Annotated in this window: 23 protein-coding genes; 16 read left to right on the top strand and 7 right to left on the bottom strand. The window is 75.0% G+C overall.

Annotated features, from left to right (window positions below):
• The first annotated feature begins 172 nt into the window (after positions 1-172).
• The 4 genes from IE245_RS20395 to IE245_RS20380 all read left to right on the top strand — a co-directional run bounded on the left by IE245_RS20395 (position 173) and on the right by IE245_RS20380 (position 4,609).
• Positions 173-1,228, top strand: coding sequence for a quaternary amine ABC transporter ATP-binding protein (locus tag IE245_RS20395; protein WP_189949617.1), 1,056 nt, complete (start codon positions 173-175; stop codon positions 1,226-1,228).
• The gene (locus IE245_RS20390) at positions 1,221-3,029 is read left to right on the top strand and encodes an ABC transporter permease/substrate binding protein (protein ID WP_189949615.1); all 1,809 of its coding nucleotides are present in this window, start codon (positions 1,221-1,223) and stop codon (positions 3,027-3,029) included. Before IE245_RS20395 ends, IE245_RS20390 begins: the two co-directional genes overlap by 8 nt.
• Before the next feature lie 288 nt (positions 3,030-3,317).
• Positions 3,318-3,869: a helix-turn-helix domain-containing protein gene (locus tag IE245_RS20385; protein WP_189949612.1), complete on the top strand. Its 552-nt coding sequence runs from the start codon at positions 3,318-3,320 to the stop codon at positions 3,867-3,869.
• The gene (locus IE245_RS20380) at positions 3,866-4,609 is read left to right on the top strand and encodes a helical backbone metal receptor (RefSeq protein ID WP_189949610.1); all 744 of its coding nucleotides are present in this window, start codon (positions 3,866-3,868) and stop codon (positions 4,607-4,609) included. The genes IE245_RS20385 and IE245_RS20380 overlap by 4 nt, the downstream gene beginning before the upstream one ends.
• Here the strand turns inward: IE245_RS20380 and IE245_RS20375 are convergent.
• Positions 4,536-5,696: a TDT family transporter gene (locus tag IE245_RS20375; protein ID WP_189949608.1), complete on the bottom strand. Its 1,161-nt coding sequence runs from the start codon at positions 5,694-5,696 to the stop codon at positions 4,536-4,538. The genes IE245_RS20380 and IE245_RS20375 overlap by 74 nt on opposite strands.
• A 70-nt stretch (positions 5,697-5,766) precedes the next feature.
• Between IE245_RS20375 and IE245_RS20370 the strand changes: the two genes are divergently transcribed.
• A complete protein-coding gene (locus IE245_RS20370; protein WP_229851413.1) occupies positions 5,767-6,858 on the top strand; it encodes a LysR family transcriptional regulator in 1,092 nt (363 codons plus the stop codon).
• 63 nt (positions 6,859-6,921) lie between these two features.
• On the opposite strand, the gene IE245_RS20365 is transcribed toward IE245_RS20370, so the two are convergent.
• On the bottom strand, positions 6,922-8,553 hold the full coding sequence (locus tag IE245_RS20365) for an amidohydrolase (protein WP_189949606.1): 1,632 nt from the start codon (positions 8,551-8,553) through the stop codon (positions 6,922-6,924).
• A gap of 410 nt (positions 8,554-8,963) precedes the next feature.
• On the bottom strand, positions 8,964-9,734 hold the full coding sequence (locus tag IE245_RS20360; protein WP_189949603.1) for a TetR/AcrR family transcriptional regulator: 771 nt from the start codon (positions 9,732-9,734) through the stop codon (positions 8,964-8,966).
• Positions 9,735-9,801: 67 nt separating this feature from the next.
• Here IE245_RS20360 and IE245_RS20355 point away from each other — a divergent pair, with 67 nt between their 5' ends.
• The gene (locus IE245_RS20355; RefSeq protein WP_189949601.1) at positions 9,802-11,247 is read left to right on the top strand and encodes a purine-cytosine permease family protein; all 1,446 of its coding nucleotides are present in this window, start codon (positions 9,802-9,804) and stop codon (positions 11,245-11,247) included.
• 87 nt (positions 11,248-11,334) lie between these two features.
• Here the strand turns inward: IE245_RS20355 and IE245_RS20350 are convergent, their stop codons facing one another.
• On the bottom strand, positions 11,335-12,024 hold the full coding sequence (locus tag IE245_RS20350; protein WP_189949599.1) for a gamma-glutamyl-gamma-aminobutyrate hydrolase family protein: 690 nt from the start codon (positions 12,022-12,024) through the stop codon (positions 11,335-11,337).
• Between the two features lie 77 nt (positions 12,025-12,101).
• A complete protein-coding gene (locus IE245_RS20345; RefSeq protein WP_189949692.1) occupies positions 12,102-12,836 on the bottom strand; it encodes a FadR/GntR family transcriptional regulator in 735 nt (244 codons plus the stop codon).
• A 93-nt stretch (positions 12,837-12,929) separates the two neighbouring features.
• Between IE245_RS20345 and IE245_RS20340 the strand changes: the two genes are divergently transcribed.
• From IE245_RS20340 to IE245_RS20330, 3 genes are read left to right on the top strand one after another with little or no spacing between them, the layout of a single operon-like run.
• Positions 12,930-14,297 (top strand): glutamine synthetase family protein, encoded by a 1,368-nt coding sequence (locus IE245_RS20340; protein ID WP_189949597.1) that lies wholly within the window; start codon positions 12,930-12,932, stop codon positions 14,295-14,297.
• A gap of 55 nt (positions 14,298-14,352) precedes the next feature.
• A complete protein-coding gene (locus IE245_RS20335) occupies positions 14,353-15,768 on the top strand; it encodes an aldehyde dehydrogenase family protein (protein ID WP_229851412.1) in 1,416 nt (471 codons plus the stop codon).
• Between the two features lie 2 nt (positions 15,769-15,770).
• Positions 15,771-16,556, top strand: coding sequence for a 3-oxoacyl-ACP reductase (locus IE245_RS20330; protein ID WP_373305360.1), 786 nt, complete (start codon positions 15,771-15,773; stop codon positions 16,554-16,556).
• 3 nt (positions 16,557-16,559) lie between these two features.
• Here IE245_RS20330 and IE245_RS20325 read toward each other — a convergent pair whose 3' ends face one another.
• Complete coding sequence (locus tag IE245_RS20325; protein WP_189949595.1) at positions 16,560-17,762, bottom strand: amino acid deaminase/aldolase; 1,203 nt, start codon at positions 17,760-17,762, stop codon at positions 16,560-16,562.
• Positions 17,763-17,868: 106 nt separating this feature from the next.
• Between IE245_RS20325 and IE245_RS37140 the strand changes: the two genes are divergently transcribed.
• Genes IE245_RS37140 through IE245_RS20310 form a run of 3 tightly spaced genes read left to right on the top strand, consistent with a single transcriptional unit; the run spans position 17,869 to position 21,365 of the window.
• Positions 17,869-19,392: a hypothetical protein gene (locus IE245_RS37140; RefSeq protein ID WP_229851411.1), complete on the top strand. Its 1,524-nt coding sequence runs from the start codon at positions 17,869-17,871 to the stop codon at positions 19,390-19,392.
• Entirely contained in the window at positions 19,389-20,606 is a 1,218-nt protein-coding gene (mycP, locus tag IE245_RS20315) for a type VII secretion-associated serine protease mycosin (RefSeq protein ID WP_373305359.1), read from the top strand. The genes IE245_RS37140 and mycP overlap by 4 nt, the downstream gene beginning before the upstream one ends.
• A gap of 24 nt (positions 20,607-20,630) precedes the next feature.
• The gene (locus IE245_RS20310; protein WP_189949593.1) at positions 20,631-21,365 is read left to right on the top strand and encodes an SseB family protein; all 735 of its coding nucleotides are present in this window, start codon (positions 20,631-20,633) and stop codon (positions 21,363-21,365) included.
• A 30-nt stretch (positions 21,366-21,395) separates the two neighbouring features.
• Here IE245_RS20310 and IE245_RS20305 read toward each other — a convergent pair whose 3' ends face one another.
• Positions 21,396-21,785 carry a DUF1844 domain-containing protein gene (locus IE245_RS20305; protein WP_189949591.1) on the bottom strand — a complete coding sequence of 130 codons (390 nt, stop codon included), beginning with the start codon at positions 21,783-21,785 and terminating at the stop codon, positions 21,396-21,398.
• A gap of 304 nt (positions 21,786-22,089) precedes the next feature.
• Between IE245_RS20305 and infC the strand changes: the two genes are divergently transcribed.
• The 4 genes from infC to IE245_RS20285 all read left to right on the top strand — a co-directional run bounded on the left by infC (position 22,090) and on the right by IE245_RS20285 (position 24,558).
• Positions 22,090-22,791 (top strand): translation initiation factor IF-3, encoded by a 702-nt coding sequence (gene infC, locus IE245_RS20300; RefSeq protein WP_189949589.1) that lies wholly within the window; start codon positions 22,090-22,092, stop codon positions 22,789-22,791.
• Between the two features lie 124 nt (positions 22,792-22,915).
• A complete protein-coding gene (rpmI, locus tag IE245_RS20295; protein WP_015032399.1) occupies positions 22,916-23,110 on the top strand; it encodes a 50S ribosomal protein L35 in 195 nt (64 codons plus the stop codon).
• A 106-nt stretch (positions 23,111-23,216) separates the two neighbouring features.
• On the top strand, positions 23,217-23,603 hold the full coding sequence (gene rplT / locus IE245_RS20290) for a 50S ribosomal protein L20 (RefSeq protein WP_030493496.1): 387 nt from the start codon (positions 23,217-23,219) through the stop codon (positions 23,601-23,603).
• A 115-nt stretch (positions 23,604-23,718) separates the two neighbouring features.
• Complete coding sequence (locus tag IE245_RS20285; RefSeq protein ID WP_189949682.1) at positions 23,719-24,558, top strand: TrmH family RNA methyltransferase; 840 nt, start codon at positions 23,719-23,721, stop codon at positions 24,556-24,558.
• Positions 24,559-24,607: the final 49 nt, after the last annotated feature.

The following is a 24,607-nucleotide window of genomic DNA, read 5'->3' as shown; positions in this document are numbered from 1 at the left end:
TTTGCGTTTGCCCTTGGGGGGGCGGGGCAGGCGCGAGCCCGGAGCGGACCCGGTAAGGGGCCCCGAGTGGTGGGCCCCGTACGCGACGGGTGTCGCGGGCAGATCCCGCCCCGCTCCAACGGCCCGGTCGCGGGGGTGGCGGGCCGTTTTCCCTGCTATCCGTGAGGTGAATGTGTCCAGGCTCCAGGCCGACCACCTGTTCAAGGTGTTCGCCAGACGCCCCGCCGACGAGACCGCGGCCGTCCGCGCGCTCGTGAACGGCGCCGACCGCGACGCACTGCGCGAGGACGGCGTCACCGCCGCCGTCGTCGACGCGTCGTTCGTGGTCGAACCGGGTCAGATCTTCGTGGTCATGGGCCTCTCGGGTTCCGGCAAGTCCACCCTGCTGCGCATGCTCAACGGCCTGCTCGAACCGACCGCGGGCCGCGTCCTCTACGACGGCGACGACCTCACCGCGCTCTCCCCCCGCGCGCTGCGCGAGGTCCGCTCCCGCCGCGTCAGCATGGTCTTCCAGCACTTCGCGCTCTTCCCGCACCGCACCGTCCTGGAGAACGCCGGCTACGGCCTGGAGGTCCAGGGCGTCCCGCGCGCCGAACGCGAGAAGCGCGCCGCCGAGGCGCTGGAGCTGTGCGGCCTGGCCGGCTGGGAGAACTCCTGGCCCGACGAGCTCTCCGGCGGCATGCAGCAGCGCGTGGGCCTGGCCCGGGCGCTCGCCACCGACGCCGACCTGCTGCTCATGGACGAGTCCTTCAGCGCCCTCGACCCGCTGATCCGACGCGACATGCAGGACCAGCTCCTGGTGCTCCAGAAGCAGCTGAAGAAGACCATCGTCTTCATCACCCACGACCTCAACGAGGCCATGCGCCTCGGCGACCGCATCGCCGTGATGCGCGGCGGCCGGATCGTGCAGCTCGGCTCGGCCGAGGACATCCTGGTCCGGCCAGCCGACGACTACGTCGCCTCCTTCATCCAGGACGTCGACCGCTCCCGGGTGCTCACCGCCTCCGCCGTGATGACCTCCCCCGAGGCCGGTGCCGAGCCCGACCCGGACGCCCCGGTCGCGGGCCCCGACACGCTCCTCGCCGACCTGTGCGCCCTCGCCGCCGAGGGCCCGCACCCGGTGACCGTCCGGGACTCCGGCGGGGTCACCCTCGGAGTCGTACGGAAGGAGAAGCTGCTCGCCGTGATGGGCGGGCTCGCGACCGAGGGGGTGACCGCTCATGCCTGAGCTTCCCCTCGGTTCCTGGGTCGACGCCTCCGTCGACTGGCTCCAGGCACGGTTCTCCTGGCTCTTCGACGCCGTCAGCTCCGGCATCACCGGCCTGTACGACGGCATCGACGCCGTCCTGTCGGCGCCGCAGCCGCTGCTCTTCGCCGGCATCCTCGCCGTCGTCGCCTGGTGGCTGCGCGGCCTCGCCGCCGGCCTTCTCTCCTTCGCCGGGCTCGCGCTCGTCGACTCCGTACAGCTGTGGGACGAGGCGATGGCGACGCTCTCGCTGGTCCTCGTCGCCACCCTCGTCACCCTGGTGATCGCCGTCCCGCTCGGCATCTGGGCGGCCCGGTCCAAGACGGTCAGCGCCGTGCTGCGGCCCGTCCTCGACTTCATGCAGACCATGCCGGCGATGGTCTACCTCATCCCCGGCATCATCTTCTTCGGCGTCGGCGTGGTCCCCGGCATCATCGCCACCATCGTCTTCGCGCTGCCGCCCGGCGTCCGCATGACCGAGCTCGGCATCCGGCAGGTCGACGCCGAACTCGTCGAAGCCGCCGAGGCGTTCGGCACCACCCCGCGCAACACCCTGCTCCGCGTCCAGCTGCCGCTCGCCGTGCCGACGATCATGGCCGGCGTCAACCAGGTCATCATGCTCGGCCTCTCCATGGTCGTCATCGCCGGCATGGTCGGCGGCGGCGGGCTCGGCGGCGCCGTCTACAAGGCCATCGGCAACGTCGACATCGGCCTCGGCTTCGAGGCGGGCGTCTCCATCGTCGTCCTCGCCATGTACCTCGACCGGATGACCGGCGCGCTCGGCCGCCAGGTCTCCCCGCTCGGCCGCCGCGCCCTCGTGAAGGCCCGCGCCGCCGTCGCCCGCCGCCGCACCGCGAGGCTGTGGGCGCACCGCCCGCAGCCCGTCACCGCGCTCGTCGGCATCGTCGTCCTCGCGCTCGTCGCGGGCGGCACCGGCTTCCTCGGCGGCTCCGGTGCCACCTCGACCGCCGCGTCCGGCGCGGGCGCCGGCCACGGCAAGAAGATCAGCATCGGCTACATCCCGTGGGACGAGGGCATCGCCTCCACCTACCTGTGGAAGGAGCTCCTGGAGCGCCGCGGGTACGAGGTCGAGACCAAGCAGCTGGAGGCCGGCGCGCTGTACACCGGCCTCGCCGGCGGGCAGCTCGACTTCCAGACCGACGCGTGGCTGCCCGTCACCCACGCCTCGTACCTGGAGAAGTACGGGAACAAGCTGGAGGACCTCGGTTCCTGGTACGGCCCGACCTCCCTGGAGCTGTCCGTCCCCTCCTACGTGAAGGACGTGAAGTCCCTCGCCGACCTCAAGGGCAAGGGCGACCGCTTCAAGGGCCGCATCGTCGGCATCGAGCCCAGCGCCGGCATGATGGGCATCCTCAAGGACAAGGTCCTGAAGGAGTACGGCCTGGAGGGCGAGTACGAGGTCGTCGACGGCTCCACGCCCGGCATGCTCGCCGAGCTGAAGCGCGCCTACGACCGCGAGGAACCGGTCGTCGTCACCCTGTGGTCCCCGCACTGGGCCTACTCCGCGCACGACCTGACGAAGCTCGCCGACCCGAAGGGCGTCTGGGGCAAGGGCGACGGCGTCCACACCCTGGCCCGCAAGGGCTTCAGCGAGGAGAACCCCGAAGTGGGGGCCTGGCTGAAGGACTTCGAGCTCAGCGAGAAGCAGCTCACCGGCCTCGAGGCGGAGATCCAGGAGAGCGGCAAGGGCAAGGAGCAGGAGGCCGTCCGGGCCTGGCTGGACGCCCAGCCGGGCCTCGCGGAGCGGCTCGCCCCGCAGTGACGGGGGAGTGACGGGGGACCGTCATCCGTGGGGGAGGGGTGGTCGCCGGGCACGTCCGGCGACCACCCCTCCCCGGATCCGGCCCCGGCTCGTCGCCCGCTCGACCCGGGATCCACCCCGACTCGTCCCCGACTCGTCCCCGACTCGTCCCCGACTCGTTCCTTGGCCCGTTCCCCGCTTCCTTCCGGGCTCCTTTCCGCCACGACGCGAAACCCCGGCCCAAAGCTGCGTAAGGTGCAGGTAACCAGCAGGTACGCGTCGAGGCAGCCGGCAGAGGGAGGGAGCGCCATGGACGAGAAGGAAGCACCCCGCGTGGGCGCGGCCGTCAAGAGGCGCCGCAGGGCCCTCCAGCTCACCCTGGCCGTCGTCGCCTCCCGCAGCGGCCTCTCCGTGCCCTTCCTCAGCCAGATCGAGAACGAGCGCGCCCGCCCCAGCCGCCGCTCCCTGGAACTGGTCGCCGAGGCCCTCCAGACCACCGCCGCCGAACTCCTCGCCGCCGCCGAGGCCGCCCGCACCGTCGACGTCGTCCGCGCCGACGAGGGCACGCCCGGTCTCCCCGACGGGATCCGGCGCCTGGTCCGCGCCCGGCACCAGCTGCACGCCCTGGAGTTCACCGGCGAGCAGGACGCGGGCCGCGAGTTCCAGCACCGCAACGACGAGCTGCTGTACGTCGCCGACGGCGCCGTCGAGGTCGAGGCCGAGGGCCGCGCCCACCGCCTCGGCCGGGGCGACACCCTGTACCTCTCCGGCGGCGTCCGGCACCGCTGGCGCGCCACCGAGCCCGGCACCCGCCTCCTGGTCGTCGCGGTCGCCGACCACGTCGAGGTGGAGGAGGAGTGACGCGGCTCAGGAGCCGGTCCCCGCGCGTGGTCTCCCTGGTGCCCTCGCTCACCGAGGCCGTCGCCGTCACCGCCCCCGGGCTCCTCGTCGGCGCCACCGACTGGTGCGCCCGCCCCGCCGGGCTCGACGTCGCCCGGATCGGCGGCACCAAGAACCCCGACGTGGCCGCGGTCCTCGCCCTCCGGCCCGATCTCGTCCTCGCCAACGAGGAGGAGAACCGCGCCCCCGACCTGGACGCCCTGCGCGCGGGTGGCGCCGACGTCCTCGTGACGGAGGTCCGCACCCTCGACCAGGGGCTCGACGTCCTCGGGGACGTCCTCGCCGCCTGCGGCGCGCCCCGGCGCCCGCGCTGGCTGGCGGAGGCGGAGGAGGCGTGGGCGGCGGCCGAACCGGTCGGGGACGGCGTCACCGCCGTCGTGCCGATCTGGCGGCGGCCCTGGATGGTGCTCGGCCGGGACACCTTCGCCGGCGACCTCCTCGCCCGGCTCGGCGTCCGCAACCTGTACGCCGACCACCCCGAGCGCTACCCGAAGGTCCCGCTCGCCGAACTGACGGCGGCCGGTCCGCGGCTCGTGGTCCTGCCGGACGAGCCGTACCGCTTCACGGCGGACGACGGCCCCGAGGCGTTCCCCGGGGCCGCGGCCGCGCTCGTCGACGGGCGGATGCTCACCTGGTACGGGCCGTCGCTGGTCCGGGCGCCGCGGCTGCTCCACCGGGCCCTGCGAGCAGCGCTCCGCTGACCAGGCCGCGCACGGTGTGCGCACCGGCCACCAGCCAGGCCGCGGCCAGGAGGACGTACAGGGCGACGGCCAGCCAGCGGAAGGCGTCGAGCCCGGTGTGGCGGGCCAGCCCCTCGGCGCCGGTGACGCAGGTGCCGACCGGGAAGGTGAAGGCCCACCAGGTCATCGCGAACCCCATGCCGGCACGCCGGGCCCGCACCACCATCGCGCCGGCGAGCGCCAGCCACAGCAGGGCGAAGCCCATGACGGGCACGCCGTAGAGGACGGCGAAGGCGGCGAAGCCGTGCGCGTACGGCTCGGGGAGCACGCCCGCGGCGGTGTCGGCGAAGGCGTTGGCGGCGGTGGTCGACTGGCCCAGCGGGCCGAGGACCAGGAAGAGCGTGGGGGTGAGCGCGAGCGGCAGCGGCCCGGTGAGGACCAGCCGGCCGAAGACCAGCGGCAGCATCACCAGGGTGGCGAGCAGGCTGATCCCGAACATCGCGTAGCAGGCGAGCAGGAGGGTCTGCCGGGCCTGGCCCCCGGGCAGGTGGGGGAGGAGCAGCGGGCCGAGCGCGGCGGAGACCATGGGCGCGACGACGGGCAGCAGCCAGATCGGGGAGGCGTGCTCGATACGGTGCCGGACCACCATCAGATACGGAACGGCGACCGCCGCGGCCAGGCCCACGGCGGTGCCCGCGGTGAAGAGGACGGCGTCGACGGCGACGGCGGCGGGGAGTCCGATCCAGTCCCGGCCGACCGTCAGCGTGCCGCCCCCGACGGCCAGCAGCGCCATCGACAGACAGCCGTAGAAGGGGGCGACCGCCGGGTCCAGGAGGTGGGCGCGGGCCTGGTCGGGGTGGCGGCGCCAGTGGGCGGCCCGGGCGGTGAGCAGGGTCAGCAGCATCGCGAGCGAGAGCGCCCAGACGGCGGTGCAGAGGGTACGGAGACCGGGCACGGCGACCGGAAGCGCGGCGCCCGCCGTGCCGACGACGGAGGTGCCCATCACGGAGGCGTACCAGTTGGGTCCGAGGTGACGGACGGTGCGGGGCGCGCGGAGGCCGGGGGTGGTGGCTCCGAGGAGGGTGCCGGAGGGTGCGAGGCTTGCCATGACCCCACCGTCGCCCGCGCGCGCCTCCCCCACCAGGGATCATGCGGCTATGACGTCATAAGCTGGCCTTATGAGCAGGGAGCGGGGCGCGGGCGGCGCGGAACCGGTGCGGGGCACCGGGGGCGCGGGTTTCGGCGCGGGGGCGGCGGGCCGGGGGACGGGTGCGAGCGGGGGCTCGGGCGTGGGTGCGGGGGCGGGTACGGGCGCGGGGTCCGGTACGGGCTCCGGACCCGGCTCCGGTTCGGGATCCGGTTCCGGGACCGCGCACCTGTCGCACCGGGTTCCCGACCTCGGTGCCCTCGAACTGCTGCTCGCGGTCGCCCGGCACGGCAGCCTCGGCGCCGCCGCGCGCGAGGTGGGGATCACCCAGCCCGCGGCGAGCAGCCGGATCCGTTCGATGGAGCGGCAGCTCGGCGTGGCGCTGGTGGACCGTTCGCCGCGCGGTTCCCGGCTGACCGACGCGGGGGCGCTGGTCACGGACTGGGCGCGGCGGATCGTGGAGTCCGCGGAGGCGTTCGACGCGGGCGTACAGGCGCTGCGCGGCCGCCGGGACTCGCGGTTGCGGGTGGTCGCGTCCATGACGATCGCCGAGTACCTGCTGCCCGGGTGGCTGATCGCGCTGCGCGCGGAGCGGCCGGACACCGCGGTCTCGCTCCAGGCGGGGAACTCGGCGGTGGTCGCGGAGCGGCTGCTCGCCGGGGAGGCGGACCTCGGGTTCGTCGAGGGCCTGGCCGTCCCCGACGGGCTCGACGGCACGATCGTCGCCCACGACCGGCTGGCCGTGGTCGTGGCGCCCTCGCACCCGTGGGCCCGCCGCCGGAAGCCGATCGACCCGGCCGAACTGGCCGCGACCCCGCTGGTGCTGCGGGAGCACGGCTCGGGCACCCGCCAGGTGCTCGACGCGGCGCTCGCCGGGCACGGCGGGCTCGCCCGGCCGCTGCTCGAACTGGCCTCCACCACCGCGGTCAAGGCCGCGGCGGTCAGCGGCGCGGGCCCGGCGGTCCTCAGCGAACTGGCCATCGCCGAGGAGCTGTCCTCGCGCCGTCTGGTCGCCGTCCCGGTCGCGGGCGTGCGCCTCGCCCGCGACCTGCGCGCCGTCTGGCCCACGGGCCACCGCCCGACCGGCCCGGCCCGCGACCTGCTCTCCCTGACGAGGTCCTAGGACCTCCCGGCCCGTCCCGGCCCGTCCCGGCCCGACCCGTCGCCCCGGGCCGGGCCGGGGCGGTCACAGCTGCGGAGCGCGGTGGGTGACGCGGCCGTCGACGGCGGTGAGGAGGACCGGGACGTCGGGGAGGTCCGCGGCCGGGGTGGTGAGCGGGTCGGCGGCGAGGACCGTCAGGTCGGCGCGGTGGCCGACGGCGAGGCGGCCGGAGAGCCGCTCCTCGCCCGCCGCGTAGGCCGCGCCGGTGGTCAGGCCGCGCAGCGCCTCCAGCGGGGACAGCGCCTGCTCGGGGCCGTGCGGCGGCTGCGCGAGGTCGCGGGTCGGGCGGCGGTGCACGGCGCCGGCCAGCACGCCCAGCGGCGGGAACGGGGCGATGGGCCAGTCCGAGCCGAGGACCACGGTCGCCCCGGAGTCCACCAGGTCCCGGCAGCGCCAGGCGCGTCCGGCGCGCTCCTCGCCGAGCCGGCGCGACCAGTTGTCGGTGTGGTCGGCACGGGTGAAGTCGCAGCAGTGGGTGGGCTGCATGGAGGCGACCACGCCCAGCTGGGCGAACCGGCGCAGGGTGTCGTCCGGGACGGTCTCGATGTGCTCGACCCGGTGGCGTACGGCCGGGTCGCCACCGGTCGCCCGGGCCTTCTCGACCGAGTCGAGGACGTGCCGGACGGCGGCGTCGCCGATGGCGTGGGTCGCGGTCGGCACCCCGGCCCGGTGCAGCGCGCCGATGATCTCCGTGTACGCCTCCGGGTCCGGCCAGAAGGCGTGGGTGGACTCGCCGTGGCAGTCGGGCCGCTCCAGCCAGGCCGTGCCGTTGTCGATCGTGCCGTCCATGAAGAGCTTCACGCCGGCGACCTGCCACAGGGCGCCGCCCCGGCCCTGGAGCGCGATCAGCTCGCGGACCCCGGCGTCGTCGGTGCCGGGCTGGCACCAGGGGGCCACGCGCAGCCGCAGCGGCAGTCGGCCGGCGGCGTCGAGCTCGGCGAAGAGGTCGAGGCTGTCGCCGTTGGCGTCCATGACGTGCCCGCCGGTCAGTCCGGCCGCCGCCATCGCGTCGAGCGCGGAGGCGAGCCGTTCCAGGCGTTCGGCGCGGTTCGGCTGGGGTGCGACCCGCTCGACCAGCTCGCAGGCGGCGTCCTCCTGGAGCAGCCCGGTGGGGCGCCCTTCGGCGTCGCAGACGATCTCGGCGGAGGCCTGGGCGAAGGTGCGGGGGCCGTCGATCCCGGCGAGTTCGAGGGCGCGGCGGGAGGCGAGCGCGGAGTGCGCGTCGAAGAGCAGCAGGAAGGCGGGTACCCCGTCGAGGACGGCGTCGAAGGGCGCGATGCCGACCGGCTCGTCGCCGAAGACGTTCGGGTCGAGGCCCCAGGCGAAGAGCCAGCCGCCGCGCCGCAGCCGCCGCGCCTCCCGCGCCAGCGCCTCCCGTACGTCCCCGAGCCCGGCGCAGCCGGAGAGGTCGAGACCGCCGGTCAGCTCGGCACCGGTGACGGGGTGTACATGGCCGTCGACCAGACCGGGCGTGACGACGGCCCCCTTGAGGTCGACGACGGTCGTCCCGGCCCCGGCGAGCGCCCGTACCTCCCGGTCGTCGCCGATCGCGGCGATCCGCCCCTCCCCGTCCACGGCGAGCGCACTCGCCGCGAGGAACCCTCCGGTGGCGGGGTCGAGCAGTCGTGCGGAGTGGATGACGAGTCGGCTGGACACGGTGACGCTCCTTGCGGTGGTGGTGCGGGAGAGAGGGAGGGGCGGTGGTGGGGGAGGGAGGCTGTGGCCGGGCCGAGCGGTGGACCGCTCCCCGGCCCCGCCCCCTGCCCGCGCCCCGGCCTCCGGCCATGGGCACGGGACCGGGACCGCGGGCGGCAGAAGGGCCGGGGCCGTGGGTGGTCGGGGGAGGGGCGGGGCGGGGCGGTGGACTGTGGGGCGGCGGGATCGTGGGCGACAGGAGGCTGACGACCGGGGGCCCTGGGCGGCCCCCGCCTGGCGGCGCTTCCGGCCGGAGGGCCGGGGCCGGGACCCCTCACGGACCGAGCCGGTTCGGCGGCCGGCGGAGGCGGGCGCCCGCCTCCGCCGGCACCTCCGCCGTCCGGCCCGCCGCCCGCCGAAGCCACCAGGCGTCAGGCGTCCGCGTCCGCCTCCGCCGCGGTGTCGGCGGGATCCGCCACCGTCACCGCCACGGTCGTCGCCGCCGCCGCGCGCGGCACCGCCGCCTCCGCCGCCTCCGTGGGGGAGTACTCCAGGGGCAGGGTGCCGGTGGCGCCGGGGGCGTCGAGGGTGCCCGGGGGGAGGTCCAGGGCGCGTTCGGCCGTGCTGAGGGCCAGGCGGGCGACGGCCGGGGGGCGGTCGGTGCGGTCGGAGTTGGCGTGGGCGCCCAGGCCGTCGAGGACGACGAGGATCTGGATGGCCGCCGACCGCGCGTCGCCCGTGCGGAACTCGCCGCGCGCGACGCCGTCGAGGATCAGGGTCTCCAGCCGGTCGTCGGAGGCGAGCTCCATCCGGGTGACCCGTTCCCGCAGGACCGGGCGGTACCGGCTCAGGTGGCGGGCGTTGATCCAGAGGCGGCTGATGTCGTCGTAGGCCTCGCCGGACGAGAGGGCGAAGTAGCGGGCCAGGTACTGCGCGGGGGTGCCGTCCGGGCGCTCCGCCGGCAGCAGCGTGTCGAGTTCGCCGAGGGCGGCGGTCGAGAACGCCTCGGCCACCAGGTCCTCGGCCGAGGGGAAGTAATGGCTGATCAGGCCGGGCCTGACCGACAGCTCCTCGGCGACCCGCCGCAGGGTGACGCACTCCAGGCCCTCGGTGAGGGCGATCCGCGCGGCGGTCGCGACGATCTCCGCCCGCCGGGCCTCGGGTGATTTCCGGATGCGCTTGCGCTGAACGCTTGACGACATACCGGCGATGCTATTGAGTGTGCGACCAATAAGCAACCAGGTGGGCAATCACGCACCGGAGGGCCGCATGGCTTCCACGATCCCCGACCCGCGCCCCGGGACAGAGCGCGAGCGGGCACCCCTGCCGGCCGCCGACCGGCCCGGCCGCGTCGAGGCCCACGGCATCGACCACATCCCGGACGCCGAGCGCCACGGACACCCCCGCGAGCTCTTCTCCGTCTGGGCTGCGGCGAACGTCAACTACCTCAGCCTCGTCATCGGCGGCGCCCTCGTCCTCATGGGGCTGACCCTCTGGCAGGCGATCGCCGTGATCGTGGCCGGCAACCTCTTCTGGGTGCTCACCGGCGTGCTCGCCACCTCCGGCCCGGCCGCCGGCGCGCCCAGCGAGGTCATCACCCGCGCCCTCTACGGCGTCCTCGGCAACCGCGTGAACAACGCGGTCGGCGGCTGGCTGGTCTCCGTCTGCTACTTCGCCCTCAACCTCGCCGCCGCCGCGGCCGCCGCCTTCGCGCTCGTCGAGAAGACCGGCGTACCGGCGAACGTCCCGGTCAAGATCGCCGTCGTCGTCGTCATCGCCGCCCTCACGCTGACCATCAGCGTCTACGGCCACGCGCTGATCGTCCGGCTCTACCTGCCGATCACGCTCGCCCTGACCGCCGCCTTCGCGGTCGTCGCCCTCGCCGTGTTCCGGCACGCCGACTTCGCCTACGCCCCCGCCGAACCGCTCTCCGGCCCCTCCCTGTGGGCGGTGCTCCTGGCGGGCACCACGATGATCGCCTCGGGCCCGCTCTCGTACACGACGAGTGCCGACTTCTCCCGCTACCTGCCCCGCGACAGCTCCCCGCGCGCCATCGTCCTGTGGACCGCGCTCGGCGCGTTCGTCCCCAGCGTCGTGGTCTGCTCGCTCGGCGCGTTCGCCGCGACCGCCGTCGACATGTCGGACCCCCAGACCGCGCTCCAGGAGTTCCTGCCCGGCTGGTTCGTGCCGGTCTTCCTGCTCTCCCTGGTCCTCGGCACCATCGCCATCAACGCCCTCACCGCCTACAGCGCCGGTCTCGCCCTCCAGGCCGTCGGCCTGCGCGTCCGGCGCACCGTCAGCGTCCTCTTCGACGGGGCCGTCGCCGTCGCCCTCACCCTCTACGCGCTGCTGGTCTCCGACTTCCTGGACACCGTCAGCAACGCCCTCCAGGCGATCACCGTCCTCACCGGCCCGATGATGTGCGTCTACGCCACCGACATCGTGCTGCGCCGCCGCCGCTACGACTCCGCCGCCCTCGCCGACGAGACCCCCGGCAGCCCCTTCTGGTACTCCGGCGGCTTCCATCCGGCCGGTACGGCGGCCCTCCTCGGCGGTCTCGCCGCCGGAGCCCTCTGCGTCGACAGCGTCTACACCGGGCCCGTCGCCGCCGCCGTCGGCATGGACCTCTCGCTGCCGGTCGGCATGGCCGTCGCCACCGTCCTCTACGCGGTCCTCGGCCGCCGCGCGATCGCCGCCACCACCCCCGCCGCCTGACCGCGGCCCCGAACCGCGGGGCGGCCGGACCGCCCACCCCGGCCGCCCCGCGCCCAGCCCCCCGTACGGCCCGCCCCGCGCCCCGTCTCACCCCCGCGCGGCCGCCGCCGCCCGGACGAGCCCCCGGACCACCCGGGGGTCCTCGCCCATCTCCGGGTGCCACTGCACTCCGAGCGCCCAGGCCGGTGCCGCCAGCTCCACCGCCTCCACCGTGCCGTCCTCCGCGTACGCCGAGGCCACCAGGCCCGCGCCGAGCCGGTCCACCGCCTGATGGTGGTACGTCGGCACCTCGGCCAGATCGGGGACGAGGGAGGCGTACAGCGTCCCCGGCACCGGCTTCACCGGATGGCGCCCCATCACCCCCACCGCCTCCACGTGCCCGTCCACGTGCTGCGTCAGCGTCCCGCCCAGGGCCACGTTGAGCAGCTGCATCCCCCGGCAGACGCCGAGCAGCGGGGCGCCGGAGGCGAGCGCCGCGTCGATCAGCGCCAGCTCCCAGGCGTCCCGTTCCCGCGCCGGCGGGCCGGTCCGCGGATCGGGCTCGGCCCCGTACCGTACGGGCTCCACGTCCGCCCCGCCCGCCACGACCAGGCCGTCGAGCCGGGCCAGCACGGCCGCCGCCGCCCCCGGCTCGTCCGGCGGCAGCATCGCCACCAGACCGCCGCCCTCCCGCACGTACCGCGGGTAGGCGGCGGGCAGCAGCGCCGCCGGCAGGTCCCACACCCCCCAGCGCGCCCGGTCGAGATAGGTCGTCACGCCGATGAGCGGCTCGGTCACGGCACTGCCTCCTGGACTCGCGGAACGTGCGCCGACTCTAGGGCCTCGCCCGGGCCAATGGACCGCTGACGTACCTTTCAGGCCAGGAAGCCGCGCAGCAGCGCCGCCGTTCCCGCGCAGTGCTCGCGCATCACCTCGCGCGCCGTGTCCGCCTCCCCGTCCAGGACCGCCTCCACCAGCGCCGTGTGCTGATGCTGGGAGTGCTCCAGGTTGCGGACGAGCAGCGGGATGCGGTCGAGCAGGTCGTTGACGGTCGCGCGGACCGCCGCGTACTGGGCCGTCAGGCTGGGGGAGCCGGAGAGCTCGGCCAGCGTCAGATGGAGCAGGGTGTCCTGGCGGCGGTAGTCGGCGGGCGGCGCGTCCCGGGTGGCCGCGAGCGCCGCCCGCAGCCGCTCCACGCCCGCCGCGTCCAGGCCCTGCCCGGCGCACAGCCCGGCCGCGCCCACCTCCAGGACCTCCCGGAAGCGCAGCGCGTCCTCCAGGTCGACGGCGGCGATCCGGCGGCGCAGCCCGGCCTCGTCGGGGCCCTGCGGGCGGGGCAGCACGAACGTCCCGCCGTAGCGGCCGCGCCGGCTCTCCACCAGGCCCTGCTCCTGGAGGACCTTCAGGACCTCGCGCAGCGTCACCCGGCTGATCCCCATCCGCTCGGCCAGCTCCCGTTCGGCGGGCAGCCGTCCGCCGTCCGGGACCAGGCCGAGCCGGACCACCTGGAGGAGCTGCTCCAGCGCCTCCTCGAAGCCGTTGCCGGCCCGTACCGGGCGCAGCACCGGCGTCAACCGGTCGGCCGGGCCCGTCGGTTCACTCGTACGGATCACTTCTCGTCACCCCTGCCCCCGACGCTTCCCAAGCAATGGTCTCGCCCCATACCTTATGACTCCCGTCAGCCGAACGAGGAGAGTCGTCCCGTGGCAGACCGCACACCCCCGCTGGCCGTCGAGGAACTGCGCTCCCTCGTGGCGGCCGGCGAGATCGACACCGTCGTCCTCGCCTTCCCCGACATGCAGGGCCGGCTCCAGGGGAAGCGGTTCGCCGCCCCCTTCTTCCTCGACGAGGTCCTCGCCCACGGCACCGAGGGGTGCAACTACCTCCTCGCCGTCGACACCGAGATGAACACCGTCGACGGCTACGCGATGTCCTCCTGGGAGAACGGCTACGGGGACTTCGCCATGCGCCCCGACCCCGCCACCCTGCGCCGCGTCCCCTGGAACGAGGCCACCGCCCTGGTCACCGCCGACCTGGCCTGGGCCGACGGCTCGCCCGTCGTCGCCGCGCCGCGCCAGATCCTCCGCCGGCAGCTGGAGCGGCTCGCCGCCCACGGCCTCACCGCCCACGTGGGCACCGAGCTGGAGTTCATCGTCTTCCGGGACACCTACGAGCAGGCCTGGGACTCCGGCTACCGCGACCTCACCCCGGCCAACCAGTACAACATCGACTACTCGGTCCTCGGCGGCGGCCGCGTCGAGCCCCTGCTGCGCCGCATCCGCAACGAGATGGCCGCCGCCGGACTGACCGTCGAGTCCGCCAAGGGCGAGTGCAACCCCGGCCAGCACGAGATCGTCTTCCGCTACGACGAAGCCCTCGTCACCTGCGACCAGCACGCCGTCTACAAGACCGGGGCCAAGGAGATCGCCGCCCAGGAGGGGTACGCCCTCACCTTCATGGCGAAGTACAACGAGCGCGAGGGCAACTCCTGTCACGTCCACCTCTCGCTCGCCGACGCCGCCACCGGCCGGAGCGTGATGGCGGGGGAGGACGAGCACGGGATGTCACCCGTCATGCGGCAGTTCCTCGCCGGGCAGATCGCGGGGCTCCGCGACCTCTCCCTCCTCCTCGCCCCCAACGTCAACTCCTACAAGCGGTTCCAGCCCGGCTCCTTCGCCCCCACCGCCGTCGCCTGGGGCCACGACAACCGCACGTGCGCCTTCCGGGTCGTCGGCCACGGCCCCTCCACCCGCTTCGAGAACCGCGTCCCCGGCGGCGACGTCAACCCCTACCTCGCCGTCGCCGCGATGATCGCCGCCGGCCTCCACGGCATCGAACGGGGCCTCGAACTCCCGCCGCCCTGCCCCGGGAACGCCTACGCCGCCGACCTCGCCCACGTCCCCACCACCCTGCGCGAGGCCGCCGAGCTCTGGGAGACCAGCGAGATCGCCAAGGAGGCCTTCGGCTCCGAGGTCGTCGCCCACTACCGCAACATGGCCCGCGTCGAACTCGCCGCCTTCGACGCGGCGGTCACCGACTGGGAACTGCGCCGCTCCTTCGAACGCCACTGATCAACGCCTCTGAAGCACGCCTCCGACGAACGCTTTCGAAGCTCGCCTTCGAAGCATGCCTCCGACGAACGCCTCCGACGAACGCCTCCGAGAGGAACGACAGCCGTTGCTCACCGAACTCCCGGTGCTGAACCCCGCGACCGAGGAACTCGTCGCCACCGTCCCCGCCGCCACCCCCGCCGACGTCGACGCCGCCGTCACCCGGGCCGCCGCCGCCCAGACCGCCTGGGCCGCCGCGGCCCCCGCCGACCGCGCCCGGCTGCTGCGCCGCTTCGCCGCCGTCGTCGACGCCCACGCCGAGGAACTCGCCCTCCTGGAGGTCCGCGAGGCCGGCCACACGATCGGCAACGCCCGCTGGGAGGCCGGCAACGTCCGCGACCTCCTCGACTACGCGGCCGGGGGAGTCGAGCGCCTGAACGGCCGCCAGATCCCGGTCCCCGGCGGCCTCGACGTCACCCTCCTCGAACCGCTCGGCGTCGTCGGCGTCATCGCGCCCTGGAACTTCCCCATGCCGATCGCCGCCTGGGCCACCGCACCCGCCCTCGCCGCCGGCAACGCCGTCCTCCTCAAACCGGCCGAGACCACCCCGCTCACCGCCCTGCGCCTCGCCGCGCTCGCCCTGGAGGCGGGCCTCCCCGAGCACCTCTTCCAGGTCCTCCCCGGCGAGGGCCCCGTCGCCGGCGAGGCCCTCGTCACCCACCCCGGCATCGCCAAGATCGTCTTCACCGGCTCCACCCGCACCGGCAAGCGGATCATGGCCAAGGCCGCCGACCAGGTGAAGCGCCTCACCCTCGAACTCGGCGGCAAGAGCCCCAACATCGTCTTCGCCGACGCCGACATCGAGGCGGCCGCCGCCGCGGCCCCCATGGCCTTCCTCGACAACAGCGGCCAGGACTGCTGCGCCCGCACCCGGATCCTCGTGCAGCGCGGCGCGTACGACCGCTTCCTGGAACTCCTCGCCCCGGCGATCGAGGAGACCGTCGTCGGCGACCCCCTCGACGAACGCACGCAGATGGGGCCGCTGATCTCCCGCGCCCAGCTCGACCGGGTCCGCTCCTACGTCCCCGAGGACGCGGAGGCCATCACCGGCAAGGCGCCCGAGGGGCCCGGCTTCTGGTTCCCGCCGACCGTCCTCACCGGCGTGGCGGAGGACGCCCCCTGCGCCGTCGAGGAGATCTTCGGGCCCGTCGCCGTCGTCCTCCCCTTCGAGGACGAGGCCGACGCGATCCGGCTCGCCAACGCCACCCCGTACGGCCTGTCCGGCTCGATCTGGACCCGTGACGTCGGCCGCGCCCTGCGCGCCTCCCGCGCCGTCCGGGCCGGGAACCTCTCCGTCAACTCCCACTCCAGCGTCCGCTACTGGACCCCCTTCGGCGGCTTCCGGCAGTCCGGCCTCGGCCGGGAGCTCGGACCCGACGCCCTGACCGCCTTCACCGAGACCAAGAACGTCTTCATCAGCACGGAAGGCTGACCATGACCACCGAAGAGATCATCTGCCGCCGGCTCGTCGGCCGCACCGCCGTCATCACCGGAGCCGGCAGCGGCATCGGCCTCGCCACCGCCCGCCGGCTCGCCTCCGAGGGCGCCCACGTCGTCTGCGGCGACATCGACGAGCAGGCCGGGAAGGCCGCGGCCGAAGCCGTCGGCGGCACCTTCGTCAAGGTCGACGTCACCGACCCGGAGGAGGTCGAGGCGCTCTTCCGCACCGCCTTCGAGACCTACGGCTCCGTCGACATCGCCTTCAACAACGCCGGCATCTCCCCGCCCGACGACGACTCCATCCTGGAGACCGGCCTGGAGGCCTGGAAGCGCGTCCAGGACGTCAACCTCACCTCCGTCTACCTCTGCTGCAAGGCCGCCCTGCCGTACATGCGGCGCCAGGGCAAGGGCTCCATCATCAACACCGCCTCCTTCGTGGCGATCATGGGCGCGGCGACCAGCCAGATCTCGTACACCGCCTCCAAGGGCGGCGTCCTCGCCATGTCCCGCGAGCTCGGCGTCCAGTTCGCCCGCGAGGGCATCCGGGTCAACGCGCTCTGCCCCGGCCCGGTCAACACCCCGCTGCTCCAGGAGCTGTTCGCCAAGGACCCGGAGAGGGCCGCCCGCCGGCTCGTGCACATCCCGGTCGGCCGGTTCGCCGAGGCCGACGAGATCGCGGCGGCCGTCGCCTTCCTCGCCAGCGACGACTCCTCGTTCGTCAACGCCTCCGACTTCCTCGTCGACGGCGGCATCTCGGGCGCGTACGTGACCCCGCTGTAGCCGTCAGAGGAAGGTCAGGCCCTCGCCCCGGTAGGTGGGGACCGCGTCCACCACGCGATCCCCCTCCACCAGGTGCAGCACGTCGAACCGCTCGCACAGCTCGCCGGCCTTCGCGTGCCGGAACCACACCTTGTCGCCGATCCGCAGGTCGTCCGCCGGCGAGCCGAGCAGCGGCGTCTGCACCTCGCCGGGACCCTCCCGCGGGTCGTAGCGCAGCCCCTCCGGGAGGTACGGGACCGGCAGCCGGTCCCGGCCGGCCGCGCCGGACGCCGGATAGCCGCCGCCGAGCACGGTGACGCAGCCGACGCCGGGCCGGCGCACCACGGGCAGCGCGAAGAGCGCCGCCGGGCGGCCGGTGAAGGACGAGTAGCCGTCGAAGAGCCGCGGCACGTAGAGGCCCGAACCGGCGGCGATCTCGGTGACGGCCGCCTCGGCGGCGGTGTGCTGGACGCTGCCGGTGCCGCCGCCGTTCACGAACTCCAGGTCCGGCGCCACCGCCCGTACGGCCCCGACCACCGCCGCCCGCCGCTCGGCCAGCTCCCGGCGGGCCACCGCCTGCATCGCCCAGACCGCCCGCGACCGCAGCGGCCGGCCCGCGACCACGTCGCCCACACCCGCGACGTGCCCCTCGTACGCCATCAGGCCCACCAGCCGGAACCCCGGCCGCCGGGCCACCGAGCGGGCCAGCTCCGCCAGCTGCGCCGGGCTCCGCAACGGCGACCGCCGGGCCCCGATCCGCACCCGGCCGCCGAGCAGCCGCAGCGCCGTGTCCATCTCCAGGCAGACCCGCACCTCCTCGCCGCCGCCGGCCCGCGCCGCGTCGACGAGATCGAGCTGCGCCACGTCGTCCACCGTCACCGTCACGGCGGCGGCCAGCTTCGGATCCCGCGCGAGCTCCGCGAAACCGGCCCGGTCGGCCGACGGATACGCCAGCAGGACGTCCTCGAACCCGGCCCGCGCCAGCCACAGCGACTCGGCGAGCGTGAACGACATGACCCCGGCGAAGCCGTCGCGCGCGAGGACCCGTTCGAGCAGCGCCCGGCACCGCACGGACTTGCTCGCCACCCGGACCGGCTTCCCGCCCGCCCGCCGCACCAGATCGTCCGCGTTCGCGTCGAACGCCTCCAGATCGACCAGCGCCAGCGGCGCGTCCAGGGCGGCGGTGGCCCGGTCGTACCGGGCCCGGTCGGCGGCACGTGGAGTCATGGCCCGAGCTTGCCAGACCGTCAGGGGGGCCGGTACCCCTCGGTTCCCGTCCGACGGGGAACAGCCCGTAGAGTGACGGGCATTGTCGGCAGGAGCAGGGGGCGGGATGACCAGCGAACAGAACCCCCGCACGCCCCGCGTCACGGAGACCCTCCCTCCTCCCGGCACCACCCCCGCGCCCCCTCCCCGGAGCGCCCCCGGGCTCGCCCCCAAGAGCGCCCTCTCGGCCCTCACCACCGACCTCACCCCGCCCGACCCGGCCACACCCCCGCGCCCGGCCACGGCCCCCCGCCCCACCCCCGGCACGCCCGCGCCCCCCGGCACGGCCCCGGCCCCGAGGACCGTGTCCGGCGCCGTCCCGCGCCCCGAGGCCGGCAGGGCTCCGGCCCCGCGCCCCGCGCCGGGTGCGCCCCCGGCTCCGCGCCCCGAGGCCGGTACGGCTCCGGTCCCGAAGCCCGCGCCCGGCGCCGCCCCCCGTCCCACCCCCGGCACGCCCGCGCCCCCGGCCCCCGGCACGGCTCCGGCCCCGCGCCCCGAGGCCCGTACCACGCCGCGCCCCTCGCCCACCGTGCCGCCCGTCCAGGGCGGCGCCGGCGGTCGGGCCGGTTCGCCTCCGCCCCGCCCCGCGCGGCCGGCGGCCGCCGCCCCGCCCGCCCGGCCCGCGGCCGCGCCGCGCCGCCCCGCCGCCCCGCCGCCCCCGCCCGTCCCGCCGCGTCCGGCCGGTGCCGGCTCCGCGCCGTTGCCGCCGCCGCGCGTGGCCGACGCCGTGCCGGCCGTCGAGACCACCACCCGACTGCGGCCCGTGCGGGTCCCGGCGTACGGGGTGGAGGAGACCGCCGTCGAGACGACGACGCGGCTGCGGCCGATACGGGAGCGGCGGCGAGGGCGCGCCCTGGCCGCCGCGGCGTGCGTCGTGCTCGGGGTCGGGCTGATCGGCGGGGCGCTCGCCGGGGTGTGGCTCGCGTCCGACGGCGGCGGGAAGCCCGCCGAACCCGCCGGGTACGCCGTCGCCAAGGAGCTCTGGCACAACGCGCCGGTCGACACCCTCTTCCCGCGCACCCTCACCGCCCCCCAGGCCGGTCCCGGACCCTCCGCCCGCACCTGGACGCGGGTCGTCGTCGCGCCCGACGCGCCCTGCGCCCCCGCCTCCCTCGCCCCCAAGCTGCTCACCGCCCTGCGCCCGCTCGGCTGCGAGCGGGTGCTGCGCGCCACGTACACCGACGCCACCGCCAGCAGCGTCCTCACGGTCGGCCTCGTCTTCACCCGCGCCGAGGTCGAGGCCCAGCGCGCCCTCGGCGGCCGCGGGCTCACGGCCCGCCTGGGCCAGGACGTGCCGCCCGCGCTGCCCGGGCCCGGCACCGTCGCCGCCGGGTTCGGCCAGGACCAGCGGGCCGGCTGGTGGGCGTCCGCCCCCGCCGACCTGCCCGTCGTGGTGACGGCGGTCTCCGGCTTCGCCGACGGCCGCGCCGTCGACCGCGCGGTCCCCGCCGACCAGGCCATGAAGAAGGACCGCACCGACGCCGTCGCCCAGTCCGGCCTCGGCCACGAGGCCCTCGGCATCGCCGAGGGCCTGGAGAAGCAGCTCCGCACCACCGCCCTGAACGCGGCGAAGGAAGAGGAACAGCGGTGATCCCGCCCCCCGCCCCGACCCCCACCCGCACCCGGCCCCGCACCCGCGTCCGCGCCGCGGTCACCGCGCCCGCCGCCGCCCTCCTCGCCGCCGCGTTCTCCGTGCTCCCCGCCGCGACGCCCGCGCACGCCGACGCCATCCGCGACCGCCAGTGGGGCCTGGACACCCTCCGTACGGAGGAGGCCTGGCGCACCACCAAGGGCGAGGGCGTCACCGTCGCCGTCCTCGACACCGGTGTCGACGCCGACCACCCCGACCTCACCGGCTCCGTCCTGCCGGGCGAGGACTTCATCGGCTTCGGCGCCGCCGAGGGCGACGCCCACTGGGCCCGCCACGGCACCGCGATGGCCGGCATCATCGCCGGCCACGGCCACGGCTGGGCCAAGGACAGCGGCGTCCTCGGCATCGCCCCGGGCGCCCGCGTGCTGCCCGTCCGGGTCATCCTCGAAGGCAAGGACAAGGCCCGCGAGAAGGCGCGCAAGACGCGCGGCACCGCCCTCGCCCAGGGCATCCGCTGGGCCGCCGACCACGGCGCCGACGTCATCAACCTCTCCCTCGGCGACGACTCGGAGTCCGCCCACCCCGACCCCGGCGAGGACGCCGCCGTCCAGTACGCCCTCGCCAAGGGCGTCTCCGTGGTCGCCTCCGCCGGCAACGGCGGCGAGAAGGGTGACCGCATCTCCTACCCGGCCGCCTACCCCGGTGTCATCGCCGTCACCGCCGTCGACCGCTACGGCACCCGCGCCTCCTTCTCCACCCGCCGCTGGTACGCCACGGTCAGCGCGCCCGGCGTCGACATCGTCATCGCCGACCCCGACCGCAAGTACTACGAGGGGTGGGGCACCAGCGCCGCCGCCGCGTTCGTCTCCGGCGCCGTCGCCCTCGTCCGTTCCGCCCACCCCGACCTGACCCCCGCCCAGGTCAAGAAGCTCCTCGTGGACACCGCCCGCGACCGGCCCGAGGGCGGCCGCAGCGACGCCAAGGGCTACGGCACGGTCGACCCGGCCGCCGCGATCGAGGCCGGCGCGGCCCTGAAGGCCGGCGACCCGAAGAACGCCACCGCCGGCTACCGGGGCCGGTACTTCGGCCAGGGGCCCGTCGCGGCCGAGGAGGAGAGCGGCGCCCCGGGCCTGCTCGCCCCGCTCGCCGGCGGCCTCGGCGCGCTCCTGCTGGTGGCCGCCGTCGTCCTCCACCGGACCGGCCGCGGCCGGTGACCCCCGGGCCGTTAGGCTCGGGGCGTGGAGCTCAAGAACATCCCCGACCCCGGTTTCTCCGACGACGACGGCGCCGCCGACCCGGCGCTCGCCGCGGCCCTCGCGGCCTGGGCGGAGGACAGAACCGCCCACGGTCCCGTCCTGGAGGCGCTGCGCGGCGCCCGGCTCCTCGTCCCCGTCGTCGCCGTGCTCGGCGAGGTGGAGACCGACCCGGAGACCGGGCTGAAGCGCGAGAAGACCAGCGACATGGCGGTCCCGACGCTGACCGCCGGTGACCGGCGCGGGCTGCCCGCCTTCACCTCGATCGCCTCGCTCGCCCGGTGGGACCCGGCCGCCCGGCCCGTCGCCGTCCCGCTCCGGCAGGCGCTGGCCGCCCTCGTCCACGAGAAGGCCGACACCCTGGTCCTCGACATGGCCGGTCCGGTGCCGTACCAGGTGAGCGGCTCCGCGCTGCTGGCCCTCGCCGAGGGCCGCACCAGCACCGATCCGCTGGACGACCCGGCGGTACGGGAGGCGGTGCGCGCCGCGCTCGCCGCCGAGCCGGCCGTCCTCCGCGCCCACCTCGGCCCCGGCTCCGCCGACGGCACCCTCGCCCTGGTCCTCGCCGGGGACGCCGCCCCCGCCGAGACCGCCCAGCGGGTGGCCCGGGCCCTGGCCGCCGACGAGACACTGAGGGCCCGCCTGGTGCGGGGCCTCGACCTGGCACTGCTGCCGGCCGCGGCCACCCCTCCGGGCGAGCCCTTCTACGTCAGGAACTGAACTCCGCGGGGACCGACCGGTCCCCGCGGACTAGCCGTACACCGCGCCGGTGTACTTCTCGCCCGGGCCCTGGCCCGGCTCGTCCGGGACGATCGACGCCTCGCGGAAGGCGAGCTGGAGGGACTTCAGGCCGTCGCGCAGCGGGGCGGCGTGGAAGGACGAGATCTCCGTGGTGCCGGCGTCGAGGAGGCCCGCGAGCGCGTGGATCAGCTTGCGCGCCTCGTCGAGGTCCTTGTGCTCGTCGCCCTCCTCGGTGAGGCCGAGCTTGACCGCGGCGGCGCTCATCAGGTTGACGGCGACGGTCACGATCACCTCGACCGCCGGGACCTCGGCGATGTCACGGGCCATGGCCTCGAAGTCGGGGTTGTCGCCGGTCTGGCCGGGGGCGGTCGTGGACTCGTTCTGGGGGGTCTCGCTCATGCCCCACACGATAAGCGGGCGCACGGTTCGCGCCGACCGCCGGGTCCTGCTAACCTTGTGTAACGACCGGCTGGACACCTGTGTGCCCGGCCCACAAGTGGAGGCTCCGATCTCCCACCTGACCGCCCTCGCGGGCGGCGGGTCACCGGTCAGGTGGCGCCCATCGTTCCGTACGGACGATGGAGCCGCCCGATGTGCGCCCCGCGGTTGACCGTGGTGGTGCTCCGGTTCGCCTTGGAGCCCCGCCTGTGTCCCGTCCGGGGCATTTTTTGTGCACCCGCTCGGTTGGTCTCAGTGATGTCACGTGACGTGTCCGTCCGCCAAGGCGGTCGCGTGGTGCTACCGAGGAGGATCCATCAGCGCCGAGCCCCGCATCAACGAGCGGATTCGCGTTCCCGAGGTGCGTCTTGTCGGCCCCAGCGGCGAGCAGGTGGGCATCGTCCCCCTTGCCAAGGCCCTGGAGCTCGCACAGGAGTACGACCTCGATCTTGTCGAGGTCGCGGCGAACGCCCGTCCGCCCGTGTGCAAGCTCATGGACTACGGGAAGTTCAAGTACGAGTCGGCCATGAAGGCCCGTGAGGCGCGCAAGAACCAGGCGCACACGGTCATCAAGGAGATGAAGCTCCGGCCGAAGATCGACCCGCACGACTACGACACCAAGAAGGGTCACGTCGTCCGGTTCCTCAAGCAGGGCGACAAGGTCAAGATCACGATCATGTTCCGTGGTCGTGAGCAGTCCCGGCCCGAGCTCGGCTACCGCCTCCTGCAGCGCCTCGCCGAGGACGTCCAGGAGCTTGGCTTCATCGAGTCCAACCCGAAGCAGGACGGCCGGAACATGATCATGGTTCTGGGCCCGCACAAGAAGAAGACCGAGGCCATGGCCGAGGCGCGCGAGGCCCAGGCCGCGCGCAAGGCGGAGCGCCAGGGCATCGCGCCCGAGGCCGCCGCCCCGGCCGACGCCGAGGAGGCTTCGGCCGACACGTCGGCCGAGAACGCCGAGGCGTGACCCCAGGGGGCTGCCCCCGTGGCAGCCCCCGGGTCCCGCCCGGACCACCACACGAAGGATTGACGCTCCCGGTTCTCCGGTGCCCGCACCGGGGGAGCGCCACTGACGAGGAGATAACGGCGCTATGCCGAAGAACAAGACGCACTCCGGTGCCAAGAAGCGCTTCAAGGTCACCGGCTCCGGCAAGATCCTGCGCGAGCGCGCCGGCAAGCGCCACCTGCTCGAGCACAAGTCGTCCAAGCTGACGCGTCGCCTCACCGGCAACGCCGAGATGGCCCCGGGTGACGCCGCCAAGATCAAGAAGATGCTGGGCATCTGAGCTTGATCTCCCGCCCTCGGGCCCCGAGGGCATCCGGCCAAGACCGGGACCCATCCGTTTTCCGGGCCGTGTGAACACACCACGGCCCCGCTACAAGGAGTAAGAAGTGGCACGCGTCAAGCGGGCAGTCAACGCCCACAAGAAGCGCCGGGCGATCCTCGAGCAGGCCTCCGGCTACCGCGGTCAGCGTTCGCGCCTGTACCGCAAGGCCAAGGAGCAGGTCACCCACTCGCTGGTCTACAACTACAACGACCGCAAGAAGCGCAAGGGCGACTTCCGTCAGCTGTGGATCCAGCGCATCAACGCCGCTGCCCGCCAGAACGGCATGACGTACAACCGCCTCATCCAGGGTCTGAAGGCCGCCAACATCGAGGTGGACCGCAAGATCCTCGCCGAGCTGGCCGTCAACGACATCAACGCGTTCGCCGCGCTGGTCGAGGTCGCGCAGAAGGCCCTCCCGGCCGACGTCAACGCCCCGAAGGCCGCCGCCTGATCTTCCAGGCCGCCGTACTTCCGACCGGACCCGCAGGCCCCGCGCCTGCGGGTCCGGTGCGTTGACCGCCGCACCCCGCACCCCCGACGAGACCGAGACAGAGAGCCGCAGGCACATGTCCACCCCCGAGCTGATCTCCCCGCGTTCCCCGCGCGTCGTCGCCGCCCGGCGGCTCGCCAAGCGCAACTTCCGGGGCAAGGACCGCCTCTTCCTCGCCGAGGGCCCGCAGGCCGTCCGCGAGGCCGTCGCGCACCGGGGCCCGGACGGCGCCCCCACCCTCGTCGAGCTCTTCACCACCGTCGAGGCCGCCGAGCGGTACGCCGCCATCGTCGAGGCCGCCCGCGCCGCCGGCGCCCGCGTCCACCACGCCTCCGACACCGTCCTCGCCGAGGTCTCCCAGACCGTCACCCCGCAGGGCCTCGTCGGCGTCTGCCGCTTCCTCGACTCGCCCTTCGAGGCGATCCTCGCCGCGAAGCCCAAGCTGGTCGCCGTCCTCGCGCACGTCCGCGACCCCGGGAACGCCGGCACCGTGCTCCGCTGCGCCGACGCCGCCGGCGCCGACGCGGTGATCCTCACCGACGCCTCCGTCGACCTGTACAACCCCAAGTCGGTCCGCGCCTCCGTCGGCTCGCTCTACCACCTCCCCGTCGCCGTCGGCGTCCCCGTCGAGCAGGCCGTCGCCGGCCTCAAGGCCGCGGGCGTCCGCATCCTCGCCGCCGACGGCGCCGGCCAGGACGACCTCGACGACGAACTCGACGCCGGCACCATGGGCGGCCCCACCGCCTGGATCTTCGGCAACGAGGCCTGGGGGCTCCCCGAGGAGACCCGCGCCCTCGCCGACGCCGTCGTCCGCGTCCCCATCCACGGCAAGGCCGAGAGCCTCAATCTCGCCACCGCCGCGGCGGTCTGCCTGTACGCCTCCGCCCGCGCCCAGCGCCCCCGCCGCACCGCCTGACCCCTTCCGCCGGCCCGCCCGGCGGCGTACCCCGTGGAGGGGATTCGGC

This window comes from Streptomyces roseolus, assembly GCF_014649855.1.
GTDB lineage: Bacteria > Actinomycetota > Actinomycetes > Streptomycetales > Streptomycetaceae > Streptomyces > Streptomyces roseolus.
Note: the sequence above shows the minus strand (reverse complement) of the source record. Positions and strands in the feature narration are given on the sequence as shown.

What these genes read in the sequence shown, in the direction of transcription:
- IE245_RS20370 (WP_229851413.1), top strand. Translation starts at nt 5,767, where the DNA reads ATGAGCAGGGAGCGGGGCGCGGGCGGCGCGGAACCGGTGCGGGGCACC.
- IE245_RS20330 (WP_373305360.1), top strand. Translation starts at nt 15,771, where the DNA reads ATGACCACCGAAGAGATCATCTGCCGCCGGCTCGTCGGCCGCACCGCC.
- IE245_RS20360 (WP_189949603.1), bottom strand. Translation starts at nt 9,734, where the DNA reads ATGTCGTCAAGCGTTCAGCGCAAGCGCATCCGGAAATCACCCGAGGCC.
- IE245_RS20390 (WP_189949615.1), top strand. Translation starts at nt 1,221, where the DNA reads ATGCCTGAGCTTCCCCTCGGTTCCTGGGTCGACGCCTCCGTCGACTGG.
- IE245_RS20305 (WP_189949591.1), bottom strand. Translation starts at nt 21,785, where the DNA reads ATGAGCGAGACCCCCCAGAACGAGTCCACGACCGCCCCCGGCCAGACC.
- IE245_RS20375 (WP_189949608.1), bottom strand. Translation starts at nt 5,696, where the DNA reads ATGGCAAGCCTCGCACCCTCCGGCACCCTCCTCGGAGCCACCACCCCC.
- IE245_RS20285 (WP_189949682.1), top strand. Translation starts at nt 23,719, where the DNA reads ATGTCCACCCCCGAGCTGATCTCCCCGCGTTCCCCGCGCGTCGTCGCC.
- IE245_RS20385 (WP_189949612.1), top strand. Translation starts at nt 3,318, where the DNA reads ATGGACGAGAAGGAAGCACCCCGCGTGGGCGCGGCCGTCAAGAGGCGC.
- IE245_RS20355 (WP_189949601.1), top strand. Translation starts at nt 9,802, where the DNA reads ATGGCTTCCACGATCCCCGACCCGCGCCCCGGGACAGAGCGCGAGCGG.
- IE245_RS20325 (WP_189949595.1), bottom strand. Translation starts at nt 17,762, where the DNA reads ATGACTCCACGTGCCGCCGACCGGGCCCGGTACGACCGGGCCACCGCC.
- rpmI (WP_015032399.1), top strand. Translation starts at nt 22,916, where the DNA reads ATGCCGAAGAACAAGACGCACTCCGGTGCCAAGAAGCGCTTCAAGGTC.
- IE245_RS20335 (WP_229851412.1), top strand. Translation starts at nt 14,353, where the DNA reads ATGCCTCCGACGAACGCCTCCGACGAACGCCTCCGAGAGGAACGACAG.
- IE245_RS37140 (WP_229851411.1), top strand. Translation starts at nt 17,869, where the DNA reads ATGACCAGCGAACAGAACCCCCGCACGCCCCGCGTCACGGAGACCCTC.